The organism is Brockia lithotrophica (assembly GCF_003633725.1).
Taxonomy (GTDB): domain Bacteria; phylum Bacillota; class Bacilli; order Thermicanales; family DSM-22653; genus Brockia; species Brockia lithotrophica.
Genome location: NZ_RBIJ01000005.1, coordinates 116,858 through 136,705 on the forward strand (window position 1 = coordinate 116,858; position 19,848 = coordinate 136,705).

General features: G+C 60.9%; 17 protein-coding genes, 5 tRNA genes and 1 rRNA gene. 10 read left to right on the top strand and 13 right to left on the bottom strand.

Features of this window, described 5'->3' with window-relative positions; all coding sequences use genetic code 11:
* Positions 1 to 74 precede the first annotated feature (74 nt).
* The 8 genes from C7438_RS07835 to guaB all read right to left on the bottom strand — a co-directional run bounded on the left by C7438_RS07835 (position 75) and on the right by guaB (position 9,043).
* Positions 75 to 935 carry a transketolase gene (locus C7438_RS07835; protein WP_245956578.1) on the bottom strand — a complete coding sequence of 287 codons (861 nt, stop codon included), beginning with the start codon at positions 933 to 935 and terminating at the stop codon, positions 75 to 77.
* Complete coding sequence (locus C7438_RS07840; protein WP_121444811.1) at positions 925 to 1,836, bottom strand: phosphoribulokinase; 912 nt, start codon at positions 1,834 to 1,836, stop codon at positions 925 to 927. Before C7438_RS07840 ends, C7438_RS07835 begins: the two co-directional genes overlap by 11 nt.
* 262 nt (positions 1,837 to 2,098) lie before the next feature.
* Positions 2,099 to 2,497, bottom strand: a complete 399-nt coding sequence (locus C7438_RS07845; RefSeq protein WP_121444812.1) for a ribulose bisphosphate carboxylase small subunit — start codon at positions 2,495 to 2,497, stop codon at positions 2,099 to 2,101.
* 30 nt (positions 2,498 to 2,527) lie between these two features.
* Positions 2,528 to 3,955, bottom strand: coding sequence for a form I ribulose bisphosphate carboxylase large subunit (locus C7438_RS07850; protein ID WP_121444813.1), 1,428 nt, complete (start codon positions 3,953 to 3,955; stop codon positions 2,528 to 2,530).
* Between the two features lie 251 nt (positions 3,956 to 4,206).
* A complete protein-coding gene (gene serS / locus C7438_RS07855; protein WP_121444814.1) occupies positions 4,207 to 5,469 on the bottom strand; it encodes a serine--tRNA ligase in 1,263 nt (420 codons plus the stop codon).
* Positions 5,470 to 5,552: 83 nt separating this feature from the next.
* Complete coding sequence (gene pdxS, locus C7438_RS07860) at positions 5,553 to 6,446, bottom strand: pyridoxal 5'-phosphate synthase lyase subunit PdxS (RefSeq protein ID WP_121444815.1); 894 nt, start codon at positions 6,444 to 6,446, stop codon at positions 5,553 to 5,555.
* A gap of 152 nt (positions 6,447 to 6,598) precedes the next feature.
* Positions 6,599 to 7,930: a D-alanyl-D-alanine carboxypeptidase family protein gene (locus C7438_RS07865; RefSeq protein ID WP_170143645.1), complete on the bottom strand. Its 1,332-nt coding sequence runs from the start codon at positions 7,928 to 7,930 to the stop codon at positions 6,599 to 6,601.
* 42 nt (positions 7,931 to 7,972) lie between these two features.
* The gene (guaB, locus tag C7438_RS07870) at positions 7,973 to 9,043 is read right to left on the bottom strand and encodes an IMP dehydrogenase (RefSeq protein ID WP_121444817.1); all 1,071 of its coding nucleotides are present in this window, start codon (positions 9,041 to 9,043) and stop codon (positions 7,973 to 7,975) included.
* Between the two features lie 62 nt (positions 9,044 to 9,105).
* Here guaB and C7438_RS07875 point away from each other — a divergent pair, with 62 nt between their 5' ends.
* Positions 9,106 to 9,891, top strand: a complete 786-nt coding sequence (locus tag C7438_RS07875; protein WP_170143646.1) for a YaaC family protein — start codon at positions 9,106 to 9,108, stop codon at positions 9,889 to 9,891.
* On the opposite strand, the gene C7438_RS07880 is transcribed toward C7438_RS07875, so the two are convergent.
* The 3 genes from C7438_RS07880 to fsa all read right to left on the bottom strand — a co-directional run bounded on the left by C7438_RS07880 (position 9,844) and on the right by fsa (position 12,498).
* Positions 9,844 to 10,716, bottom strand: a complete 873-nt coding sequence (locus C7438_RS07880) for a methylenetetrahydrofolate reductase (protein WP_170143647.1) — start codon at positions 10,714 to 10,716, stop codon at positions 9,844 to 9,846. The two genes, C7438_RS07875 and C7438_RS07880, sit on opposite strands and share 48 nt — an antisense overlap.
* A gap of 160 nt (positions 10,717 to 10,876) precedes the next feature.
* Positions 10,877 to 11,818: a transketolase family protein gene (locus tag C7438_RS07885; protein ID WP_121444820.1), complete on the bottom strand. Its 942-nt coding sequence runs from the start codon at positions 11,816 to 11,818 to the stop codon at positions 10,877 to 10,879.
* 17 nt (positions 11,819 to 11,835) lie between these two features.
* Complete coding sequence (gene fsa / locus C7438_RS07890; protein WP_121444821.1) at positions 11,836 to 12,498, bottom strand: fructose-6-phosphate aldolase; 663 nt, start codon at positions 12,496 to 12,498, stop codon at positions 11,836 to 11,838.
* 280 nt (positions 12,499 to 12,778) lie between these two features.
* Here fsa and C7438_RS07895 point away from each other — a divergent pair.
* A tRNA-Arg gene (locus C7438_RS07895) sits at positions 12,779 to 12,855 on the top strand.
* Positions 12,856 to 13,239: 384 nt separating this feature from the next.
* On the opposite strand, the gene C7438_RS07900 is transcribed toward C7438_RS07895, so the two are convergent.
* Positions 13,240 to 13,316: transfer RNA gene (locus C7438_RS07900), tRNA-Lys, on the bottom strand.
* Positions 13,317 to 13,319: 3 nt separating this feature from the next.
* Positions 13,320 to 13,396, bottom strand: a tRNA-Met gene (locus C7438_RS07905).
* A gap of 217 nt (positions 13,397 to 13,613) precedes the next feature.
* On the opposite strand from C7438_RS07905, the gene C7438_RS07910 reads away from it, so the two are divergent.
* From C7438_RS07910 to C7438_RS07945, 8 genes are all read left to right on the top strand, one after another.
* Entirely contained in the window at positions 13,614 to 14,888 is a 1,275-nt protein-coding gene (locus C7438_RS07910; RefSeq protein ID WP_211322149.1) for an Nramp family divalent metal transporter, read from the top strand.
* A gap of 74 nt (positions 14,889 to 14,962) precedes the next feature.
* A tRNA-Gly gene (locus C7438_RS07915) sits at positions 14,963 to 15,037 on the top strand.
* An 88-nt stretch (positions 15,038 to 15,125) separates the two neighbouring features.
* Positions 15,126 to 15,632 carry a tRNA adenosine(34) deaminase TadA gene (gene tadA, locus C7438_RS07920; RefSeq protein WP_245956579.1) on the top strand — a complete coding sequence of 169 codons (507 nt, stop codon included), beginning with the start codon at positions 15,126 to 15,128 and terminating at the stop codon, positions 15,630 to 15,632.
* Between the two features lie 47 nt (positions 15,633 to 15,679).
* Positions 15,680 to 15,772, top strand: a tRNA-Ser gene (locus tag C7438_RS07925).
* A gap of 203 nt (positions 15,773 to 15,975) precedes the next feature.
* Positions 15,976 to 17,031: a two-component system sensor histidine kinase NtrB gene (locus C7438_RS07930; protein WP_170143648.1), complete on the top strand. Its 1,056-nt coding sequence runs from the start codon at positions 15,976 to 15,978 to the stop codon at positions 17,029 to 17,031.
* Between the two features lie 54 nt (positions 17,032 to 17,085).
* Positions 17,086 to 18,741, top strand: coding sequence for a DNA polymerase III subunit gamma/tau (gene dnaX / locus C7438_RS07935; RefSeq protein WP_170143649.1), 1,656 nt, complete (start codon positions 17,086 to 17,088; stop codon positions 18,739 to 18,741).
* Between the two features lie 74 nt (positions 18,742 to 18,815).
* Positions 18,816 to 19,493 (top strand): recombination mediator RecR, encoded by a 678-nt coding sequence (gene recR / locus C7438_RS07940; protein ID WP_121444825.1) that lies wholly within the window; start codon positions 18,816 to 18,818, stop codon positions 19,491 to 19,493.
* Positions 19,494 to 19,753: 260 nt separating this feature from the next.
* Positions 19,754 to 19,848, top strand: a 16S ribosomal RNA gene (locus C7438_RS07945); the annotation flags it as partial.

Below are 19,848 nucleotides of genomic sequence, written 5' to 3' on the forward strand. Positions count from 1 at the left end.
CGAAAAGGCGACCCCGAGGAGGGGTCGCCTTTTTCTTTTCTGGCACGGATTTCGGGATGCTGAGAACCCGACCGTTACAATTCGAGCGGAATTTCCTGGACGTTTACGCCGAGCTCTTCGAGTGCGCGCAGCGCGTCTTCGCGGGTGAGCACTTCGGCGTGCCAACGGCTTTCGTTTTCCATGAAGGAAATCCCTTTTCCCTTTACCGTCCGGGCGAGGATGAGGGTTGGCTTTTGCGCGTACCCTACGTTTTCCAACGCGGGGATGAGTTCTTCGAAGGAATGGCCGTCGACGGGGATTACCGACCAGCGAAAGGACTCCCATTTGGCGACGATCGGTTCGAGGGCGACGACCTCCTCCGTATCGCCTCCGTGTTGAAGGCGGTTGCGGTCCACGATGGCCACGAGGTTGTTTAGGCGGAAGTGCCCCGCAGCAAGGGCCGCCTCCCAAACCGCCCCGTCTTGGAGCTCCCCGTCTCCGAGGAGGACGAAGACGCGTACCCCGCTCTTCCGCCGCTTCGCCCCGAGCGCCATGCCCACGGCGACCGCGAGCCCCTGTCCCGGAATTCCCGTGCTCATGTCGATCCCGGGAATTGCACGCATATCAGGAAAGGAAGGGATTCCTTCGGGAGAGCGAGCGAGGAGGTCTTCTAGGGAGAAAAAGCCCCGTTCGGCAAGCGTCGCGTAGAGGGCTACGGCCGCATGGCCTTTAGAAAGGACGAAACGGTCGCGTTCTGGATCGTGGGGACGTTCCGGGTCGACGTGCAAGACGCGGAAGTAGAGGGCCGTGAGGATGTCCACGGCGGAGAGGGCGCCGCCCACGTATCCCTTTCCCTGGCGGAGGAGAAGGCGAATCACGTCTTGACGTACCTTCCGGGCCTTTTCCTCGAGCTCGCGGTAGCCACCCGCTGCCGAAAGCTGCCTGTTACCCGACAACGGAACGCCCCCTTCCTTCGAAGGTCGCGTCGAGTTCTTGGCGGATGGCTTCGAGGCGCGAGGCGAGGATGGCCAACGCGAGCTGGTACGGCATGACGAAGGGGGCATGGGTGATCTTTCCGAGAATCGCCCCTCCCCGCGGTCCCATGTGTTCCAGGAGGACGTGCGCTGTGGAGACAGGCATCGCCTGCGAGAACGAAAGGGAGAGGAATTCCCGTCCGCCTATCCAATCGCGCTTGGGCTGAACGGAAATTTCCGAGATCTGCTCGAGCTTTTCCTTGAGCCACGGGTTGTCCGCGGGCTCCTTAAATTCCACACCTACGGCGTCGGGGCGTTCGTCCTCCAAGGGGAAGAGCTTTACGACGGTATCCGCCATGGCGAGTTGTGGTTCTACGAAGTTGCGGATGTCCCACTGGCGCTTCCGGATCTCTGCGAGGACCTCTTCGACCGTGTACCCGCGGGCTGTGGCGTCGCGCAGGATCTTCCACCGAACCTTGAGCTCTTCGTGCGTGTCGTAGTAGATCTTGAGGTCGTACATGTCTGCAGCGACCTGAAAGAGGAAGGGGTGAAGCCCTTCCACGATCACGTACGGCCGTGGCTCTACCCACACCGGGTCGTCGAAGTCTCCCGTATCGTGGTTGTACACGGGCCGGAGCACCTTCTCGCCCCTGCGCAGGCGGTAGAGGTGGTCGATGAACAACCCGAGGTTGTTTGCCCGCGGGTGAAGGGCGGTGATGTTCACCGCCTTGCGTTCTTGGCGGTTCAGGGAATGGTACCCATCGAGTTCGATGACGCTCACGCGATCGTTCCCGAGGAGCTTTGCAAGTTGGGCTACGAGGGAGCTCTTTCCGGCCCCACTGTCGCCGGCGATGCCGATGAGCACGGGACGAACCGAATGCATCGCGGTCGCCTCCTTCGCGCGTTTCGCGCGGATGTGGAATTGGGCGGACGCAACACCCCTTCACGAGCGGAACGACCGGTGACGGTGGGGGTAGGGAGATTCTGTCCGATCTTTCGATTTCCACTAGATTGACAGAAGGGGAGTATGCACGGAAATTCCGCGTTGTACTAGTACAGAGGTGCGTACACTCCGCTTTATACGGAAATGTATGCGGGGAAGGGGGTACGCGCTCCCGTACCCCCGTTTACCCCCGTTTCTTCGCTCACTCTACCGGACGTACCGCGTAACGCTGCGTAAAGCCCGGCCCTACCGTACGCTCGAGCGTGGACCCGCGTTCTACCTTGGGGCGTTGGACGAGGAAGGTGAGGCGGGTCGTCTGCTTCCCGTAGCTTCGGTCGTAGGCGTTGATCCGGATGTACGCGTCCGGGTGCTCCCGGCGACAGGCTTCGAGTTCCGCCAGAATCGCGTCGCTGTCTTTGGCGTCAAAGAAGGGGATCTTCCACATGTCCCAGTAGACGTTTCGCGGATGGGGGTCGTAGGTGAACTCGATGTTCACGGCCCAGCCGTTTGCGAGGGCGTAGGCGATTTGCTTTTTGATCTCCTCGTCCGTAAGCGGGGGCAAGTACGAAAAGGCTCCGTGTCGAAGCACGAAGTTTCCCACGGCGATCTCCTCCTTCCCGTTCGTAAGGGGTTAGGCCTGCGGTTCGACGAAGTCGGGTGCGTCCGTCGGTTTGAAGTCGAAGCGGACGTCGCCCCAGGTTTCGAGGGCGGCACGAAGCTCGGGAGAGAAACGTGCGGCCTGCTCGAGGATTTCCTGACCTTCCCGGAGGAGATCCCGCCCCTCGTTGCGCGCCTTGATGCTCGCCTCGAGGGCGACGCGGTTGGCCGTGGCGCCCGCCGCAATTCCCATGGGGTGGCCGATGGTTCCGCCGCCGAACTGCAAGACCGCGTCGTCACCGAAGTAGTGCACGAGCGTAGGGATGTGCCCCACGTGCAGGCCTCCCGAGGCTACGGGCATGACGCCCGGCATCGCGCCGTAATCTTGGTCGAAGTAGAGGCCCAGCGTCGGATCGGCCTTGTAGGAGGATTCGCGCAGAACCGTGTAGTACCCTTTCGTGAGGTAGGCGTCCCCCTCGAGCTTGCCGACCACCGTTCCGGCGTGCATGTGGTCCACGCCCGCAAGGCGCATCCACTTCGCGAGGACGCGGAAGGAGATTCCGTGGGTCTTTTGCCGCGTAAACGTGCTGTGCATCGCCCGGTGGAGGTGGAGGAGGACGCCGTTCTTGCGCGCCCACTTCGCCATGGACTGGATCGCCGAAAAGCCGATCGTCAAGTCGATCATGACGATCACGCTGCCGAGTTCCTTGGCGAATTCCGCGCGCTCGTAGATGTCCTCCATGGTGGCGGCGGTCACGTTTACGTAGTGCCCCTTGATCTCTCCGGTTTCCGCCATGGCCTTGTGAACGGCTTCCATGGCGTAAAGGAAGCGGTCGCGCCAGCGGTTGAACGGCTGGGAGTTCGTGTTTTCGTCGTCCTTCGTGAAGTCCAGCCCGCCGCGGAGGGCCTCGTAAATCACGCGGCCGTAGCTTCTGGGGGAGAGCCCGAGCTTGGGCTTAATCGTGGCGCCCAAAAGCGGCCGGCCGAACTTGTTGAGGAGCTCCCGCTCCATGACGATCCCGTGGGGCGGGCCTTGGAAGGTCATCACGTAGGGCAAAGGAAGGCGCATGTCCTCCAGACGGAGGGCCTTCACCGCCTTAAACCCGAAGACGTTTCCCGCGATACTCGACACGAGGTTGGCAATCGAGCCTTCCTCGAACAGGTCGAGGTTGTAGGCGATGTAGGCGAGGTACTGGTCCGTTCCCGGAACGGGTTCCACCTTGTAGGCCCGCGCCTGGTAGCGCTCATATGCCGTAAGGAGGTCCGTCCAGATCACCGTCCACGTGGCCGTGGAAGACTCGCCGGCTACGGCCGCCGCCGCTTCGATCGGGTCGACTCCCTCCTGCGGGACCAGGCGAAAGACGGCGAGGACGTCGGTGTCCTTGGGCTCGTACGTCGGATCCCAGTACCCAAGCTCGGCGTAGGGTTTGACACCGGCGGAAAGACGCGTCGTCTCACTCAACTCAGGTCACCTCGCGCGTGGTGTGCTTTCGCCGTTCGGCGGCGAAGCCGAATTAGGCCATCCTTTGTGCGGTCCAGTATACCAGGACAAAATCGAAAGTTCAATACCCAAAACACAGGTGAAGCGTTTTCATCCCTGTACTATAACATGGGGGACCGAAGGGATTCCCCCCCGCGTCGGGTGAGTCAGACGTAAAAACTCCCCCGCGGTCTTCGCGGGGGAGTTGGACCGTGATCCCTCTCGTGCGGCGTCTAACCGATGTACGCCTTTCCGCCCACGTAAGGGCGCAGGGCTTCGGGGATCCGAATTCTTCCGTCCTCCATCTGGTGGTTTTCCAGAAGGGCGATGAGGATTCGCGGTGAGGCGATGGCGGTGTTGTTGAGCGTATACGCGTAGGCGAGAGAGCCGTCGGACTTCCGGTAGCGGATCTTGAGACGCCGCGCCTGGAAGTCGTGGAAGGTAGAGCAGGAGTGCGTTTCTCCGTAGGCGCCGCGCGAGGGCATCCACGTCTCAATGTCGTGTTTTCGAACCTGCCCTTGACCCATGTCTCCCGTGGCGATTTGCACGACGCGGTAAGGAAGTTCGAGGCGGCGGAGGAGTTCCTCCGCGTTTTCCAAAAGCTCCATGTGCAGCTGGTAGGAAAGTTCCTCGTCCGCCGGTGCGAGGATGACCTGCTCCACCTTGGAAAATTGGTGGACGCGGTAGAGACCGAAGGTATCCCGTCCTGCCGAACCGACCTCGCGCCGGAAGGCCTCGGAGATCCCCGCATACCGAAGGGGGAGATCCTCTTCGCGGAGAATTTCCTCCGCGTGGTAGGCCACGAGGGACACTTCGGCCGTGCCTACGAGGTACTTTTCGTCTTCCGGAATGTGGTACGCTTGCTCGCGTCCGAGCGGAAAGTAGCCGGTTCCTTCCATGGCAAAGGCGTTCACGAGGACGGGGACGTACATGAGGGTAAACCCTCGTTCCCGAAGCAGGTCCAACGCGAGTCGGAGCACGCCGAGGTGGAGGAGCACGCCATCGTTCTTCAAAAAGTACGAACGGCTGCCCGCCACCTTGACCCCCCGTTCCACGTCGAGCATGTCGTGCAGGAGCATGAGCTCCACGTGGTTCTTCGGGGGAAAGGGAAAACTCGGGGGTTCGCCGACCCGCTTCACCTCGCGGTTTGCGCTCTCGTCGCCTACCGGGGTATCGGGGGAAGGGGGGTTGGGGACGAGGAGCATGAGCGCGTGAAATTCCTCGAGCACGGCGGCGAGTTCTGCCTCTTTTTCCCGGATGGTTTCGCCCAAACGCCGGGTTTCTTCGCGGAGACGTTCCCGTTCGTCTGGCGGGAGCTTCGGAATGCGCCGCGAATTTTCGTTGCGTCGCTGCTTGAGCGCTTCAACTTCCTGGAGGAGTTCCCTTCGCCGTTCGTCGACCGCCAAGAGGCGGTCGATGTCCACCTCGATCCCCTTCAGGCGCGCCGCCTCTTTGATGCGGTCGGCGTGCGCACGGATGAAGCGGATGTCGAGCACCGAAATCTCCCTCTCCTCCGCTCACGAGGAGCGATCGTTCGCCAAATGTAGTGGGCGACCAGGAAGGTCGTCCCTTCCCGTCCTCACAACCCCCGTTCGGCCATGAGCTGTTCGGGCGAAAGAGCCCGTACGTCGATCCCGGGCATCGCCGCTCCCAACCCTTTGGAAACGTACAGGATCCGCTCGTAGTCTTCCGGGTGTTTTACGGCTTCTACGATTGCCCGCGCGGTCTTTTCCGGGTTTTCGGACTTAAAGATCCCCGAGCCGACGAACACGCCGTCCGCTCCGAGGTGGATCATGAGCGCCGCGTCTGCGGGCGTAGCGACACCGCCTGCTGCGAGGTTTGGAACGGGGAGTTTCCCGTGCTCATGCACGTAGGCGAGGAGCTCGAGGGGAACTCCGAGCTTCCGCGATTCCGCCACGAGCCCTTCCTTCGGGAGCGCGCGCACTTCCTGGATTTGCCTGTTGATCCGGCGCAGGTGGCGCACAGCCTCCACGATGTTCCCCGTACCCGCTTCTCCCTTCGTGCGAATCATGGCCGCTCCCTCGGCAATCCTCCGAAGGGCTTCTCCCAGGTCACGGGCGCCGCAGACGAAGGGCGTGCGGAAGGTGGTCTTGTCGATGTGGTATTCCTCGTCTGCCGGGGTCAACACTTCGCTTTCGTCGATGAAGTCCACGCCGAGGGCTTCGTAGACGCGCGCCTCCAGAAAGTGGCCGATCCGCACCTTTGCCATGACCGGAATCCGGACGGCGCGCATGATCTGCTCCACGAGGGCGGGGTCCGCCATCCGCGCTACACCGCCCGCCGCACGAATGTCCGCGGGAACGCGCTCCAGGGCCATTACGGCGCTTGCGCCGGCAGCCTCAGCGATTTTCGCCTGCTCTACCGACGTGACGTCCATGATCACACCGCCGCGGAAACGCTCCGCCACCGCGATTTTTTCCGGCGAGAGCACGCGTTCCAGGGACCAACTCATGTTCCGTCGCCTCCGGTACCATCGAATCCCGTACGCGGAAACGGTCCGCGCAGGTTCACCGAGCTATTATAGAGCTACGGGCCCGAAGGTGCACGTTTCGATGTGGAATTGGGTTTTCCGCATCGGATCCGACTTGCGGTTACGGAGGGGTCCTACGCGCGGTTCAGCACGGAAAGGGCAAGACGGTAGGCGTTCGCAAAGAAATCCCCGACGGCCGCAAAGAAAATTCGCCACCAAGGAGCTTTGGGTACGTCCTCTCCGGCAACGAGCGGGATATCGGGCGTTCCTTCGAGGAGCGGGTAGGGGCTTTCCACGCGGAGCTCGCCCACCTTTTGTCCCTTTTGCACGGGGGCGAAGAGGTCCGGGACAGAAGTCCAGGTCACGCGTACGTCTTCCTCGTGGCCGACCGGGACGACGTCGACAATGTCTGCCGCGGGAACCGCGGGTACGTTATCCTTCGTCCCACGGCGTACGGAGACGTCGCCGACAGGTTGGCCTGCCGGGGCGAGGACCTTACGCGCGAAGTTTTGAAACCCGTAGTTGAAAAGGGCGTGGGCGGCGAGGAAACGGTTTTTGTCGGGTTCCGGTCCGGGGGCGGGTTCCGCACCCATGACGACGGCGATGAGGCGCATATCCCCTCGCTTTGCTGTGGCGGTGACACAGTACTTCGCTTCGTCCGTGAACCCCGTCTTCAAACCGTCCGCTCCTTCATAGGCGAAACGGAGGCCGGGAAGGAGTTTGTTCCAATTTTCCATGGCGATTTCCTGCTTCCGGTTGGCCCCCGGAGGGAAGTTTGCCCGGACGATGGAGGTAAAGGAGAGGATTTCCGGAGTATCGAGGAGGAGGTGGCGGGCGAGAATTGCCGCGTCTCGCGCGGACATCACGTTCTTATCCCCGTTGGCCTTTACGAAGGGAGCAAGTTCTTCTTCTGGGTAGCCGTGGCACGTCACGAAGTGCGTGTGCACCATACCCAGAGATTTGGCCGTTTCATTCATGAGAGATACAAAGGCTTCGCGGGATCCGGCTACCTTCTCTGCCAACGCCGCCGTTGCGTCGTTTGCCGAGTACACGGCCATCGCCGTAAAGAGTTCCCGTACCGTGCGGGTTTCTCCTTCTTCGAGGAACACGCGCGACCCCTTATCCCTTCCCAGAAATCCCGGGTATACGCCGATCGTTACGGGGTCTTCCCAGCGAAGCTTTCCTTCGCGTACGGCCTTGAGCACGAGGTATTCGGTCATCATCTTCGTCATGCTGGCCGGTGGGAGCGGTTCCTCGGCGTTGTAGGCGTAGAGCACGCGTCCGCTTTCGAGCTCCACGAGGATCGCCGAGCGTACGCCGAGCCGAAGCGGGTCCGTTCCGGAGGGGGATGTGCCCTCCGCCCACGCCGGATGCTGTCCGAGGAGAATTCCGAGAGCGGCGCCGATGAGAATCAAAGGGCGCGCGAGGCGGCGGAGCGCACTCCGCAGCGAACGGGGTTTGTGCACCGGAGCTCCTCCTCTCTTCACCCAAAGGCGGCGCGGTTTTCTCTAGGAGAGTTCCGAACGCAGGTAAATGTCGTGAGGATGGCTTTCTCGCAGGCCGTTTCCCGTGATTCGGACGAACTGCCTCCGTTCCCACAGGTCGGGAATCCTCCGCGCTCCCAGGTACCCCATGCCGGAGCGAATCCCACCGATGAGTTCGAAGACGACATCGGCGAGGGGGCCCTTGTAGGGGACGTACCCCTCTACTCCCTCGGGGACGAACTTGCCGGCCCCTTCTTGGAAGTAGCGGTCGCTCGACCCCTCCGCCATCGCCCCTGCAGATCCCATTCCCCGGTAGGCCTTCATTTTCTTTCCGCCGACGGTCACCAGGTGCCCCGGAGCCTCGTCGGTTCCCGCGAAGAGCGAACCAAACATGAGGGCGCTCGCTCCTGCGGCCAGGGCTTTCACGGCGTCACCCGAATGGCGCATGCCGCCGTCGGCTACGAGCGGTACACCCGCAGCATGGGCCGCACGGGCGGCCCACAGGATGGCCGTGAGCTGGGGAACGCCGACGCCCGCGACGATCCGCGTCGTGCAGATCGAACCCGGGCCTATCCCCACCTTAACGCCGTCTGCCCCCGCTTCGATCAACGCGCGTGCTCCTTCTTCTGTGGCGATGTTTCCCGCGAGGACGTCCGTACGCGGGTGGCGCCGTTTGAGCGTAGCGACCGTTTCCAACACGCGTTTCGAATGTCCGTGCGCCGTGTCGACGACGAGGATGTCGACGCCCGCTTCCACGAGAACGTCGGCGCGCCTTACGTGAGTTTCTCCCGTCCCCACGGCGGCGGCGGCCAGAACACCTTCGCGCTTCACGCGCGTGACCGCTTCCGCCTGCTTAACAGGATCCATATTTCGGTGGAGGACGCCGAGCCCACCAAGTTTTCCGAGGGCTACGGCCATTTCCCAACCCGTTACGGTGTCCATGGCGGCGCTCAATACGGGGATGTCCAGTCGGTGGTTGCGCGTGACGTACGTTGCGAGTTCCGCCTCCTTGGGAATTACTTCGGAATATCGGGGAACGAGCAACACGTCGTCGAACGTGAGCGCTTCGGTCCACGCATCGGCAGAAAATTCCATGGTTAGGCATCCTCCCGTAGGTGATGGTATGAAACGTAGATTGGAGGTACGGATGGATGACGATGAACGTTCCTCTGATACGTCCCGAATTCCTTCTCACCCACGAGGCGGGCGTGCGGTACGTCCTCCGCCGGGCATATGCCGCTTGGCCTGAGCCCGACCGTTCGCGGCTCGTGTACGCCAACGTCCCACGGGTGCAAGCCTTCTACACCCAAGGGAAGGTGTTTTGGGAGGCGGCACGGAAAACGAAGGAGCTCTCGGTACGCTACCTCCTATGCTACACCGCAGCGCACAACTGGGGAAAGGTGCGGATCCTCTTCGCAGACCCCCACTATCCGCGCAGACGTTCCGACCTCACCCACGGCCTTTCCCTGCGTTCCGGTCGGCGGGAAGCGGGTGAACTCGGTGGGGAGGTCTACGTCGAGCCCCACGGGCTTTTTCCCTTACTCGCCGGAGAAGAAAGGTCCACCCTGGTAGGGAAACGTGTCACCGTCCGCGCCCTTTTTCGCGCGGCATTCGCGCACGGGTTTTTGCATCTTCCAGAGGAAGGGGATTCCCCCGTCCGCGAAGAGGAGGTATGCGCACGGGACGAGGACACGCTCCTAAGAAGCTTGCGCGCCGACCTCCTGCATCTCATGGCCACCTTTGTGCTGGCCAATTTCGCCCGTTACGAAGCCGACCGTTTTTTCCGCCTGCTCGACGGGTCCTACGATTTCTTTCCCCTCGCGCTCGAGGCCTATGCCGAACTTTGCACCTCGCACCTTCCTGACCTCGTCTTTTCCCGGGAAATATCTTCCGGGCTACTCCCGCGAGAACTGCCGGCGGAGGTACTCTACGAGCGGACGTAAGAGCTCTACCTTTCTCCCTGGAGTGACGAGGTACACACCGGCAAACCTCGAAAGGAAAGGTTTATTCCGTTCAAAAAGCTCGAGGAGAAACTCAATCCCAATCTCCGGATCCTCCGGGCGTTCGGCGTATGCCCGAAGGAGGGGTTCCGGGACGGAGAAGCCGGGGACGGATGCCATGAACCGCGCGTTTTTTTCCGAGGTTAGGGGCATGAATCCCGGGTAGAGTTCGATTCCGGGCGGAAGGACAGTGCGAAGTTCGTCGAGGGCTTCGAGGGCGCGGTCGTCGAAGAGCGGTTGGGTGAGGAAGAACGTCGCACCCGCTTCGACCTTGCGCAAGGCGCGGTCCCGCGAAAACCCCCCTGCAGACGTAGGGTTGAGCGCCCCGCCAATGCGAAAGGAGGTCGGACTTTTCAGCGGCCTGCCGAAAAAGGAACGTCCCTCGTTCATCCCCCGCACGAGGTACATGAGGTCGATGGACGTCCGTTCGTAGACGGCCTTCCCCTCCGGATGGTCGCCGAGACGCATGGCGTCGCCGCTAATGATGAGCACGTCGTGGATCCCCAGAGCGGCAAGTCCGAAGAAGAGGGACTGCTGCGCCAGGAGGTTGCGGTCGCGCGTGTTCACGTGAAGAACTACGGGGAGATTTACCCTCTGTCGGACGAGTTGGGCGGCGACCACGTTTGCCATCCGCGCCTGGGCAAGCGAGTTGTCGGAAAGCGTGACGGCGTCTACGTTCATAGCGGCCAGGGCGTCTACGTTGGCGAGAAACGGCCCTACGACGTTGCTCTTTGGCGGAGGAACTTCTACCAGAATTCGAAAGGGCAAGGAGCCGATCCTCCTTTCGCATGGCAGTTCGAGGGGGGAGGGCCTACGCGCGAAGCTCGTCCGAACTGTACGAAAAGGTCGATGCAGAAAAAGCCCTTCCCCGCAGGAAGGGCTTTGCGCGGGCGCGCAGTTGCCGAAAGCGGGTAAACCGGAACGTCTCCTACCTGCCGCTCGGATGTTTGTCGCGCCGCCGCTCGAGAAATTCTCGGGACGTCTCGGCCACCCGATCGGGGTCGAGGATTTCTTCTTGCGCCGTTTCCGGCACCTCGGGAGCGCCCAGCCGAAGGAGCGGGATCGGGCATTCGCGGGAGAGAAACTCCGCTACAGCTCCTCCGAGCCCGCCCACCGTGGTGTGGTCCTCGAGCGTAACGGCGGCACCCGCCCGGCAGGCCCACTCGGCCAGAGATCCTTCGTCTAGCGGTTTGAGCGTCGAAGCGTTGAGCACGGCGGTCTCGATGCCTACTTCGGCCAACCGTCTAGCGGACTCGAGGGCGGTGTAGACGAGCGCCCCGGCGGCCACAAAGAGGAGATCCGAACCTTCGCGCAGGAGCTTCCAACGGCCGATGACGAACTCGTCCGAACGGTCGGTCACGGCGGGAACGTCCCAGGAGGAAAGCCGGAGGTAGGCGGGGCCGTCGTAGGCGACGAGCGCCTGCGTTGCCCGATAGGCTTCGTGGGCGTCTGCGGGCACGACGACGGTCATGTGGGGTAGGACGCGCATCACCGCGAGGTCGAAGAACGCCTGGCGTGGAGCACCCGCGTTGTTGCCCAAGACGCTCCCTTCGAGCCCTACGATTTTCGCGTTCAGCCGAGGGACCGCAATTGTTTGGGCGATGAAGGGGAAGGCCCTTTGGGAGGCGTGTGCGGCGAGGGTGATGGCAACGGGGATGAACCCGGTGGTCGCGAGGCCGGCGGCCATCCCCACCATTGTCGCCTCGGCGACGCCTACGTTGATAAAACGGTCCGGATAGAGTTCGCGGAAGGGAACGAGAAACGAATGGGCGGCGCGATCGGCATCCAGGAGAATGAGATTGGGGTACGTTTGGGCGAGCCCTACGACCGCTTCCGCAAAACCTTGGACCGACGCCGACCCCCGGCTCATGCCATTTCCTCCTTTATCTAGGGGTTATTTTCTCGATTTTGCAGGGCTTGCCAGTCTTTGAGGAAACGCTCGATTCCCGCATCCGTAAGCGGGTGGCGCAGAACTTGTCCGAGCACCTTAGGCGGAACGGTTGCGACGTGCGCCCCGGCCCGAGCCGCTTCCAGGATGTGTAAGGGATGGCGTATGCTCGAGGCGATCACCTGCGTCGGTAGGCCGTACACGCGCAGAATGTGCACGAGGTCACGTACGACCTCCATTCCGTCGTGGGCGATGTCGTCCAGCCGACCCGCAAAGGGGCTCACGTACGTAGCACCGGCCTTTGCCGCAAGCAGCCCTTGCAGCGCCGTGAAGACGAGGGTGACGTTCGTGGCAATCCCTTCTTCGCTCAGGACGCGGACTGCGCGTAACCCTTCGCGGGTCATCGGGATCTTGACCACCGTGGGGAGCCCCCACGCCGAAATCTCCCTCGCCTCCCGGATCATCCCTTCGGCATCCGTGGCGATGACTTCGACGCTGATCGGTCCGTGGACGACGTCGGCAATTTCCCGAATTAGTCCCGGAAGGTCTTTACGGCCCGTTTGCGCCACGAGGGAGGGATTCGTCGTCACCCCGTCGACGATTCCGAGGTCTGCAAAAGCCCGGATTTCCGCGACGTCGGCCGTATCCAAGAAGATCTTCACATCGGCCCCTCCTTTGGCAGAGGCGATGATCAGTATACCCGAGCGAAGGTGAAAGTTCAATCAAGTTTGACGCAAGGAGGCCATTTCGGGCGCCTCCGCCTTCGAGTGTATGCCTTTCGTCCAAGTGCGGCAAGGGCTTCGGGCGTACGATAGCCTTTGTCCTTTCCCATTTGCGGGTGCAGTACACTGCGGGAATGCCCATCGTGCCCGAGGGACACGGCCATGGGAAGGGCTCCATCTTGCGGGGGATTTTGCTCAGGTGTACAATAATACATGGCACGGTCCCGTAGCTCAGGTGGATAGAGCAGCAGTTTCCTAAACTGCGTGTCGGAGGTTCGAGTCCTCTCGGGACCGCCATTTTTTATTTGTAAAACATCAAGAATATTCTCATTTTTAAAAAATTTAATTGTGATGTATTTATTGCCAATTTTAGTATTTTTGTTTTGTGTCAGAGAGCAAAAATTTACATTAAACAAAAATCATTTAATTTACAACGCTCTTGTATACGGAAATAGTAAGAAAACAGCTAATAAGACATCGAAAAAAGAGTCTAAAAATCTCGTGTTATCATCGTATACTAAAAGGCAACTGATAAAAGGATAGCTACGCAACCAAACGAGATAAATGTAAACAAAAAACCCCTCTTTTATCGAGGGGTGTACAAAGAAAACAAAGCAAGTCATTATTTTTAAAGAGTATATCAAGCGGGGATTGCCCCACACATCGCATAAATTCTACATCTGGTGGGCCATGAGGGACTCGAACCCCCGACACCCTGATTAAGAGTCAGGTGCTCTACCAAGCTGAGCTAATGGCCCACATGGTAGCGGGGACAGGATTTGAACCTGCGACCTTCGGGTTATGAGCCCGACGAGCTACCGAGCTGCTCCACCCCGCGGTGTGTCCCGTTCAGCAAAAGTCATCTTATCAGGTTGAAGCCGAGATGTCAAGGGGTACCCGCCGAGGCGTTTTGTGGATTGCACTCGTCTAGCAAGCTTGTTATCCTCAAACTGTGTTTCCCGCGGGAAACGAAAGGCCGATCCGAGAAAAGGGCAAACCGGGGTCGGGCGCGCCCGTCAAAGGCTACAGAACCCAATTTGAAGGAGCGATGGTCTGTGGAAGTTGGACAAACGTACGATCGTGCCCAGCGCGCGCTGCGCGATCGGCCCCGGGGTTTGCGGGGGATTCTGCCGTTTTTAGGGCCGGCGTTCATCGCTTCCGTCGCCTACATCGATCCCGGGAACTATGCGACGAACATCGCCGCCGGATCGAAGTACGGATACCAGCTCCTTTGGGTCGTACTCACCGCGAACCTCATGGCCATTCTCATCCAGGCGCTTTCCGCGAAACTCGGGATTGCCACGGGGATGGACCTGCCGGAACTCATCCGGGAACACTTCGGGCGCGGGGTCGGCATTTTCATGTGGGTACAGGGAGAACTCATCGTCGTGGCGACGGATCTCGCCGAATTCATGGGAGGTGCGCTCGGGATTCACCTCCTCACCGGAATGTCTATGCCCGCAAGTGCTTTAGCGACGGCCGTGCTTTCGTTTGCCGTGTTGGAACTTCAGCGGCGTGGTGTACGACCGCTCGAACTTGCCATTGCCGCCCTCGTCACCGTGGTCACCTTTTCGTTTGTGGTCGAAGTTTTCTTCACAGGCGTTCACCCTCTCCCTCTAGTTCGTGGGCTCTTCGTTCCTTCTTTTCGCGACGAGGGGAGTGTCCTTCTTGCCGCGGGGATTCTAGGCGCTACGGTCATGCCCCATGCGATTTACCTTCATTCAGCGCTCACGAAACGACGGGTGATCGGCGAGACCCCGGAAGAGCGGAAGCGGCTGTACCGCTTGGAACTCCTCGATCTGGGGATCGCCATGGGCGTGGCGGGTGTGATCAACATGAGCATGCTCGTCGTCGCCGCATCCCTCTTCCATGAGCGCGGCCTCTTTGTGAGCGAGATGGACGAAGCCTACGCCCTCTTAGGCGAGCACCTTCTTCCCCTCGCCGCGACGCTCTTTGCCGTGGGCCTTACGGCCTCCGGCCTTTCGAGCTCCTCCGTGGGAATTCTTTCTGGGGACGTCGTCATGCGGGGGTTCATCCGGTTTCGCATCCCCATATACCTTCGCCGTGCGCTGAGCATCCTACCCCCGCTCGCGATCCTCTTTTTGGGGATCAACCCGAGCGATGCCCTCCTCTACAGCCAGGTGTTCCTTTCGTTCGGCATCGCCCTAGCTCTTCTCCCCCTCGTGTACTTTACCGCCCAGAGGCGGTACATGGGGGAACTCGTAAACCGCCCCCTCACCACGTTCGCTGCGGCGACGGTTTCGGCGGTGGTTCTCGCGCTCAACGGGTACATCCTCTACGCCTCGCTCGTGCTCGGGGTGAGCCTTTAAAGGATTTTCCGGGCCGATTTCCCGGAGCACCCTTGACAGGAAGAACATCGGGCGCTATGATATATGTTGCGCATGCGGACGTAGTTCAGGGGTAGAACGCAACCTTGCCAAGGTTGAGGTCGCGGGTTCGAATCCCGTCGTCCGCTCCAGGGGAAGACAAACGGGCGGTGAATTCCGCCCTTTTTCTTTTATCTTTTTATCTTTTACACGTGCGGCGATATCCGGAGGGGTGAAGAGGTGGATAGTCTCGGAGCGGAAGAAGCGCTCCATCCGTGCGAAGCGGAGGAAGATCGGGACGCGTGCTACATGCGCGAAGCCCTCGCCGAGGCGCGGAAGGCCCTCCTTTGGGGCGACGTTCCCGTCGGGGCCGTGATCGTGTACGAGGGGCGAATCGTAGGTCGCGGGGCCAACACGCGCGAGCGAGATCAGGATCCCCTCGGTCACGCCGAGATCCACGCCATTCGTGAGGCGGCCAAGGTTCTGAACACGTGGCGCCTCTCCGGTACTACGCTCTACGTAACCTTGGAACCTTGCCCTATGTGCGCCGGTGCTGCGGTGCAGAGCCGAATCTCGCGCCTCGTCTTTGGGGCGTACGACCCTAAGGCGGGTTGTGCCGGGAGCGTCTACAACCTCGTGGAAGAACCGCGTTTCAACCACCGCCTGGAAGTCCGGGGTGGGGTTCTTGCGGACGAAGCGGGGGAACTTTTGCGTTCCTTTTTCCGGGGCTTGCGCGAGCCCCGTTGATTCTTCTCGCGTGCGTCGGTATACTAGATAATGCGCTTTTGGCGTGTGGAGGCGTACCCAAGTGGTCGAAGGGGGCTGACTCGAAATCAGCTAGGGCGGCTCATGCCGCCGCGGGGGTTCGAATCCTCTCGCCTCCACCATTTTCTTTTGCGTAAACATATCTGAATTTTCAATATAGAATTCTCTTCATACAACGCCCATTCTGGTATGTGCTGGAAAAAGTTGATCATCTACGGTAGAATAAAGGGACGATAGCACCTCGCGCTCTTCCCTTTGAGGAAGCCTTCGTGCGATAATCGATCAAAGGGTGCGCATGCGAGCAACGGGTAAGGGGCGAAAGTCCATGGGCGATGCACGTCGACTCCCCGCCAATTTCCCCGTCGAAGACCTGATCGATATGCTTGGGCTCGGTATCGTCGTAGTTCGTGCAAACGGGGAGATCGTGTACGCCAACGAGCGGTTTCGCGAATTTTTTTCCCTGCGGGAAGAAGACCTGCAAAAAAACATAGAAGAGGTTTTTAAGTTTTTGTTTCCTGACTATTCTCCTGTTTCTCCTCCCATTCGTCTCGGCGTGGTTCGGGGCGAGGACGTGTTCGTCTGGAGGGCGGAAGAGGGGCGGCGAATCTTTCAACGGTTCAGCATCCCCCTCCCCGAGGGGGGAGCGGTCGTCGCCTTTCGCGAAACCCAGGAACCCATCGTGCTCGACGAAAAGCTCCTGCGGGCGGATCGGCTTTCGCTCATCGGTCAGATGGCCGCAGGAACGGCACACGAGATCCGCAATCCCCTCACGGCGATCCGCGGGTTCCTTCAACTCCTCCTCCCTTCCCTAGAGGGGAAGGGACTCGAACAGGAGGCCAACTACGTACGCCTCATCCTCAAAGAAGTCGACCGTATCGGTTCCCTGATCGATCAGTTCCTCCTTCTCGGAAAACCGCGCGAGGTGAACTACAAAAAGATAGACCCCCTCGACGTTTTGCGCGAACTCTTGCCCGTGATCGAAAGCGAAACCCTCCTTCGCGATACGGAACTCGTTCTTTCCCTCCCCGATTCCCTCCCGCCCGTCATTGCAGATCCCGATCTTCTCAAACAGGTATTTCTCAACGTGGTACGCAACGCCCTCGAGGCGATGGAACGCGGGGGGACGTTGACGATTTCCGCGGAATACGATCCCGAAAAGCGGCAGATCCACTTCGCCTTTGCGGATACGGGACCTGGGATTCCCCCGTACCTCCTCGACCGCATCTTCGACCCGTTTTTTACCACGAAGCCCGAAGGGACGGGCCTCGGACTTTCCGTGTGCCAACGCCTCCTCCAGGACATCGGGGGCAATATCCGGCTTACGAGCAAGGGAAGGGGGACTACGGCCCACATCTATCTCCCGACGGTCGGAGGAGCTTAACCGCACTGTGGTACAATGTTTCCTGCCGGAAGTAGCCGGCGGGAGGGAGCGGCGGTGTACCAGACGCTCTACCGAAAGTACCGACCGCGGTTTTTCCGCGACGTCGTGGGACAGGAACACGTTACGGAAACCCTCAAGGCGGCAATTCGCGAAAAGCGCGTTCCCCACGCGTTTCTCTTTAGCGGACCCCGGGGAACGGGGAAGACGACGACGGCGCGCATTTTGGCCAAGGCGATCTCCTGCGAGCGCCCCGTTGACGGCGAGCCGTGCGGAGAGTGCTCTGCGTGTCGGCGCATCGAAGCCGGCGAGACGATGGACATCCTCGAACTCGACGCCGCAAGCCACAGGGGAATCGACGAGATTCGCGAGCTCAAGGAGAACCTCTACCTCCGTCCGTCCACCTTGCCCAAAAAGGTGTACATCATCGACGAGGTCCACATGCTTACCCCGGAGGCGGCGAACGCCCTCCTTAAGTCCCTCGAGGAACCTCCGGAGCACGTGCTGTTCGTCTTGGCGACCACCGATCCGGAAAAGGTGCCCCTCACGTTGCGTTCCCGCCTCATGCACTTCGCCTTTCGTCCCGTGCCTCCGGCGGCCATTGCGGCGCGCCTGGAGCACGTGGCACGACAAGAAGGAATCGACCTACGCCCCGAGGCCCGCGATCTCATCGCCGCGTTGGCGGCAGGAGGATTGCGGGACGCTCTGGCGCTCTTGGACATGGCGGCCGCTTTCGCGCAGGGAGGGCCCGTCGAGGTCGACCACGTGCGGGAACTGGCAGGCACGCTCTCAGAGGAGGAGGGAAAGGAACTCCTCGCTGCAGTGTTGGAGGGGAAGCTTCCCGAGCTCTTTGCGCAGCTCGAGAAGTTGGAGCGGGAAGGGAAAACCGCAGAACAGATCGTGACGTACCTTCTCCGCCTCGTCAAGGACCTTCTCGCGTACCGTCTCTCCCCTGCAGAAGGCTCTGCGATGACGTGGGAGGCGGGCTCTCTCTTTTCTCGTGCGCCCGCAGATCCCGCCACACTTCTCTCCTTGGCAGAACGCCTCGTCCAACTTCTTCCGTCCTTGCGGGGAACCCCCTATCCCTTTTTGGTTCTCCAGGTCCGTCTCCTCGCTCTAGCCGAAACCTTTCGCTCCTCCTCTACGGCGGATCCTTCGGAACGGCGGGAGAACGACGAGAAAACCGCCGCGTCGGCAACGGATGGGCAAGCCGCTACCGCGGCCTTTGTTTCGGGCGGCGGCGGGGAGAAGGGTTCTTCCCGGAAAGAAAAGGGTGCAAAAAACGCCCCAAATGTCGGCCAAGCTCCTTCTTTCGAGAAGCCCGCTGGGGAGCGAGCTTTCCTGCGCGAATCGGAAGATGCGGAGGGACTAGCCCGACTCCGAGAAAGTTGGAAGGAGGTCATCGAGGAGGTCAAGCGGCTGAGCGTACGCACGTCCTCTTGGCTCAAGGGGGGATACCCCGTTTGGGTGGGCGAACGGTCGGTCGTCTTGGCCTTTCGTTACCCCATTCATCGGAAGATGGTGGGGGAAGCGGAGCACCGCGAGCACATCCTCAAGGTGCTTCGGAGCTTCCTCGGCAGACCCGTCGAGTTCGTCGCAATCGACGAAGGGGAGTGGGAAAAGCTCCGCGAGGTCGACCCCGTGGACCTCGCCGTGCGCCTGGTAGGCGAGGATCGCGTGGAGGTTGTCGAGGACGAGTCTGACGAGGTCTAGAGAATTGCGGGCGGATCGTCGGCGGAAAGGCGCGAACGCCCGGTTTTCAACGTCTCGAGGAAAGGAAGATCGCCGTGCTCCCTCGCTCGCTTCGGGAGCTCATGTTTCGCCTGCAAAAGTTGCCGGGCGTGGGTCCGAAGACCGCGGCGCGACTTGCCTATCACATCCTCTCGATGCGCGAAGAGGAGGCCATAGGGCTTGCCGAAGCGATCCTCACAGCACGTCGGAGGATCCGGGAATGTTCGATTTGCCATGCCTACACGGAGGACGAAGTATGTCCGATTTGTCGCGATCCGCACCGCGACCCGCGGCAGCTCATGGTCGTGGCGTGGCCTAAGGACGTCGACGCCATCGAGAAGTCTGGCGTTTACCGCGGTCGGTACCACGTCCTTCACGGGCTTCTTTCTCCGCTGGAAGGGAAGGGGCCGGAGCAGCTGCGTATCCGTTCGCTCCTCGAAAGGCTAAAGACGGACGAGCGCATCGAAGAGGTGATTCTCGCCTTAGATGCGACGACCGAAGGGGAGGTTACGGCGAACTTCATCGCCCGCCTCCTCCGCGACGCCCCACTTACCGTGACGCGTCTCGGGTACGGCCTTCCCGTGGGAGGATCCTTGGAATTCACAGACGAACTGACCCTTGCCCGCGCCCTCGAAGGGAGGCGGAAGGTTGAATTCTCCGCGGGCGGTGCAAAGGAGGCCAAAGAGAAACCTGACGGGCGTCCCGAGGAGGGGGAAACCCCAAGGTCGGGGTGAGTTGCGTACGGGGAAAGGCTATCTGGAAGAAATTACCACTTGCATTTTCCCGTGAGGCGGTGTATGATTGCAACTGTCGTCGCGAGAGGCGAAGGCTCCTTGAAAACAGAACAGCCTACACGAGCCCTAGAAGGAACGGAGAGGGTGTCTTAGGGGACTAAGGCACCTTTGACAGACCTAGCCGGCCGGTTCTCGAGGGCGCCTCTTTTCGGGAGAAGTCCTTAGGGGGGTGAGCCGGAGGAGGCGGTTGGGCTAGGGGATTTACGGAGAGTTTGATCCTGGCTCAGGACGAACGCTGGCGGCGCGCCTAATACATGCAAGTCGAGCGGGGTAGCGCAAGCTACCTAGCGGCGGA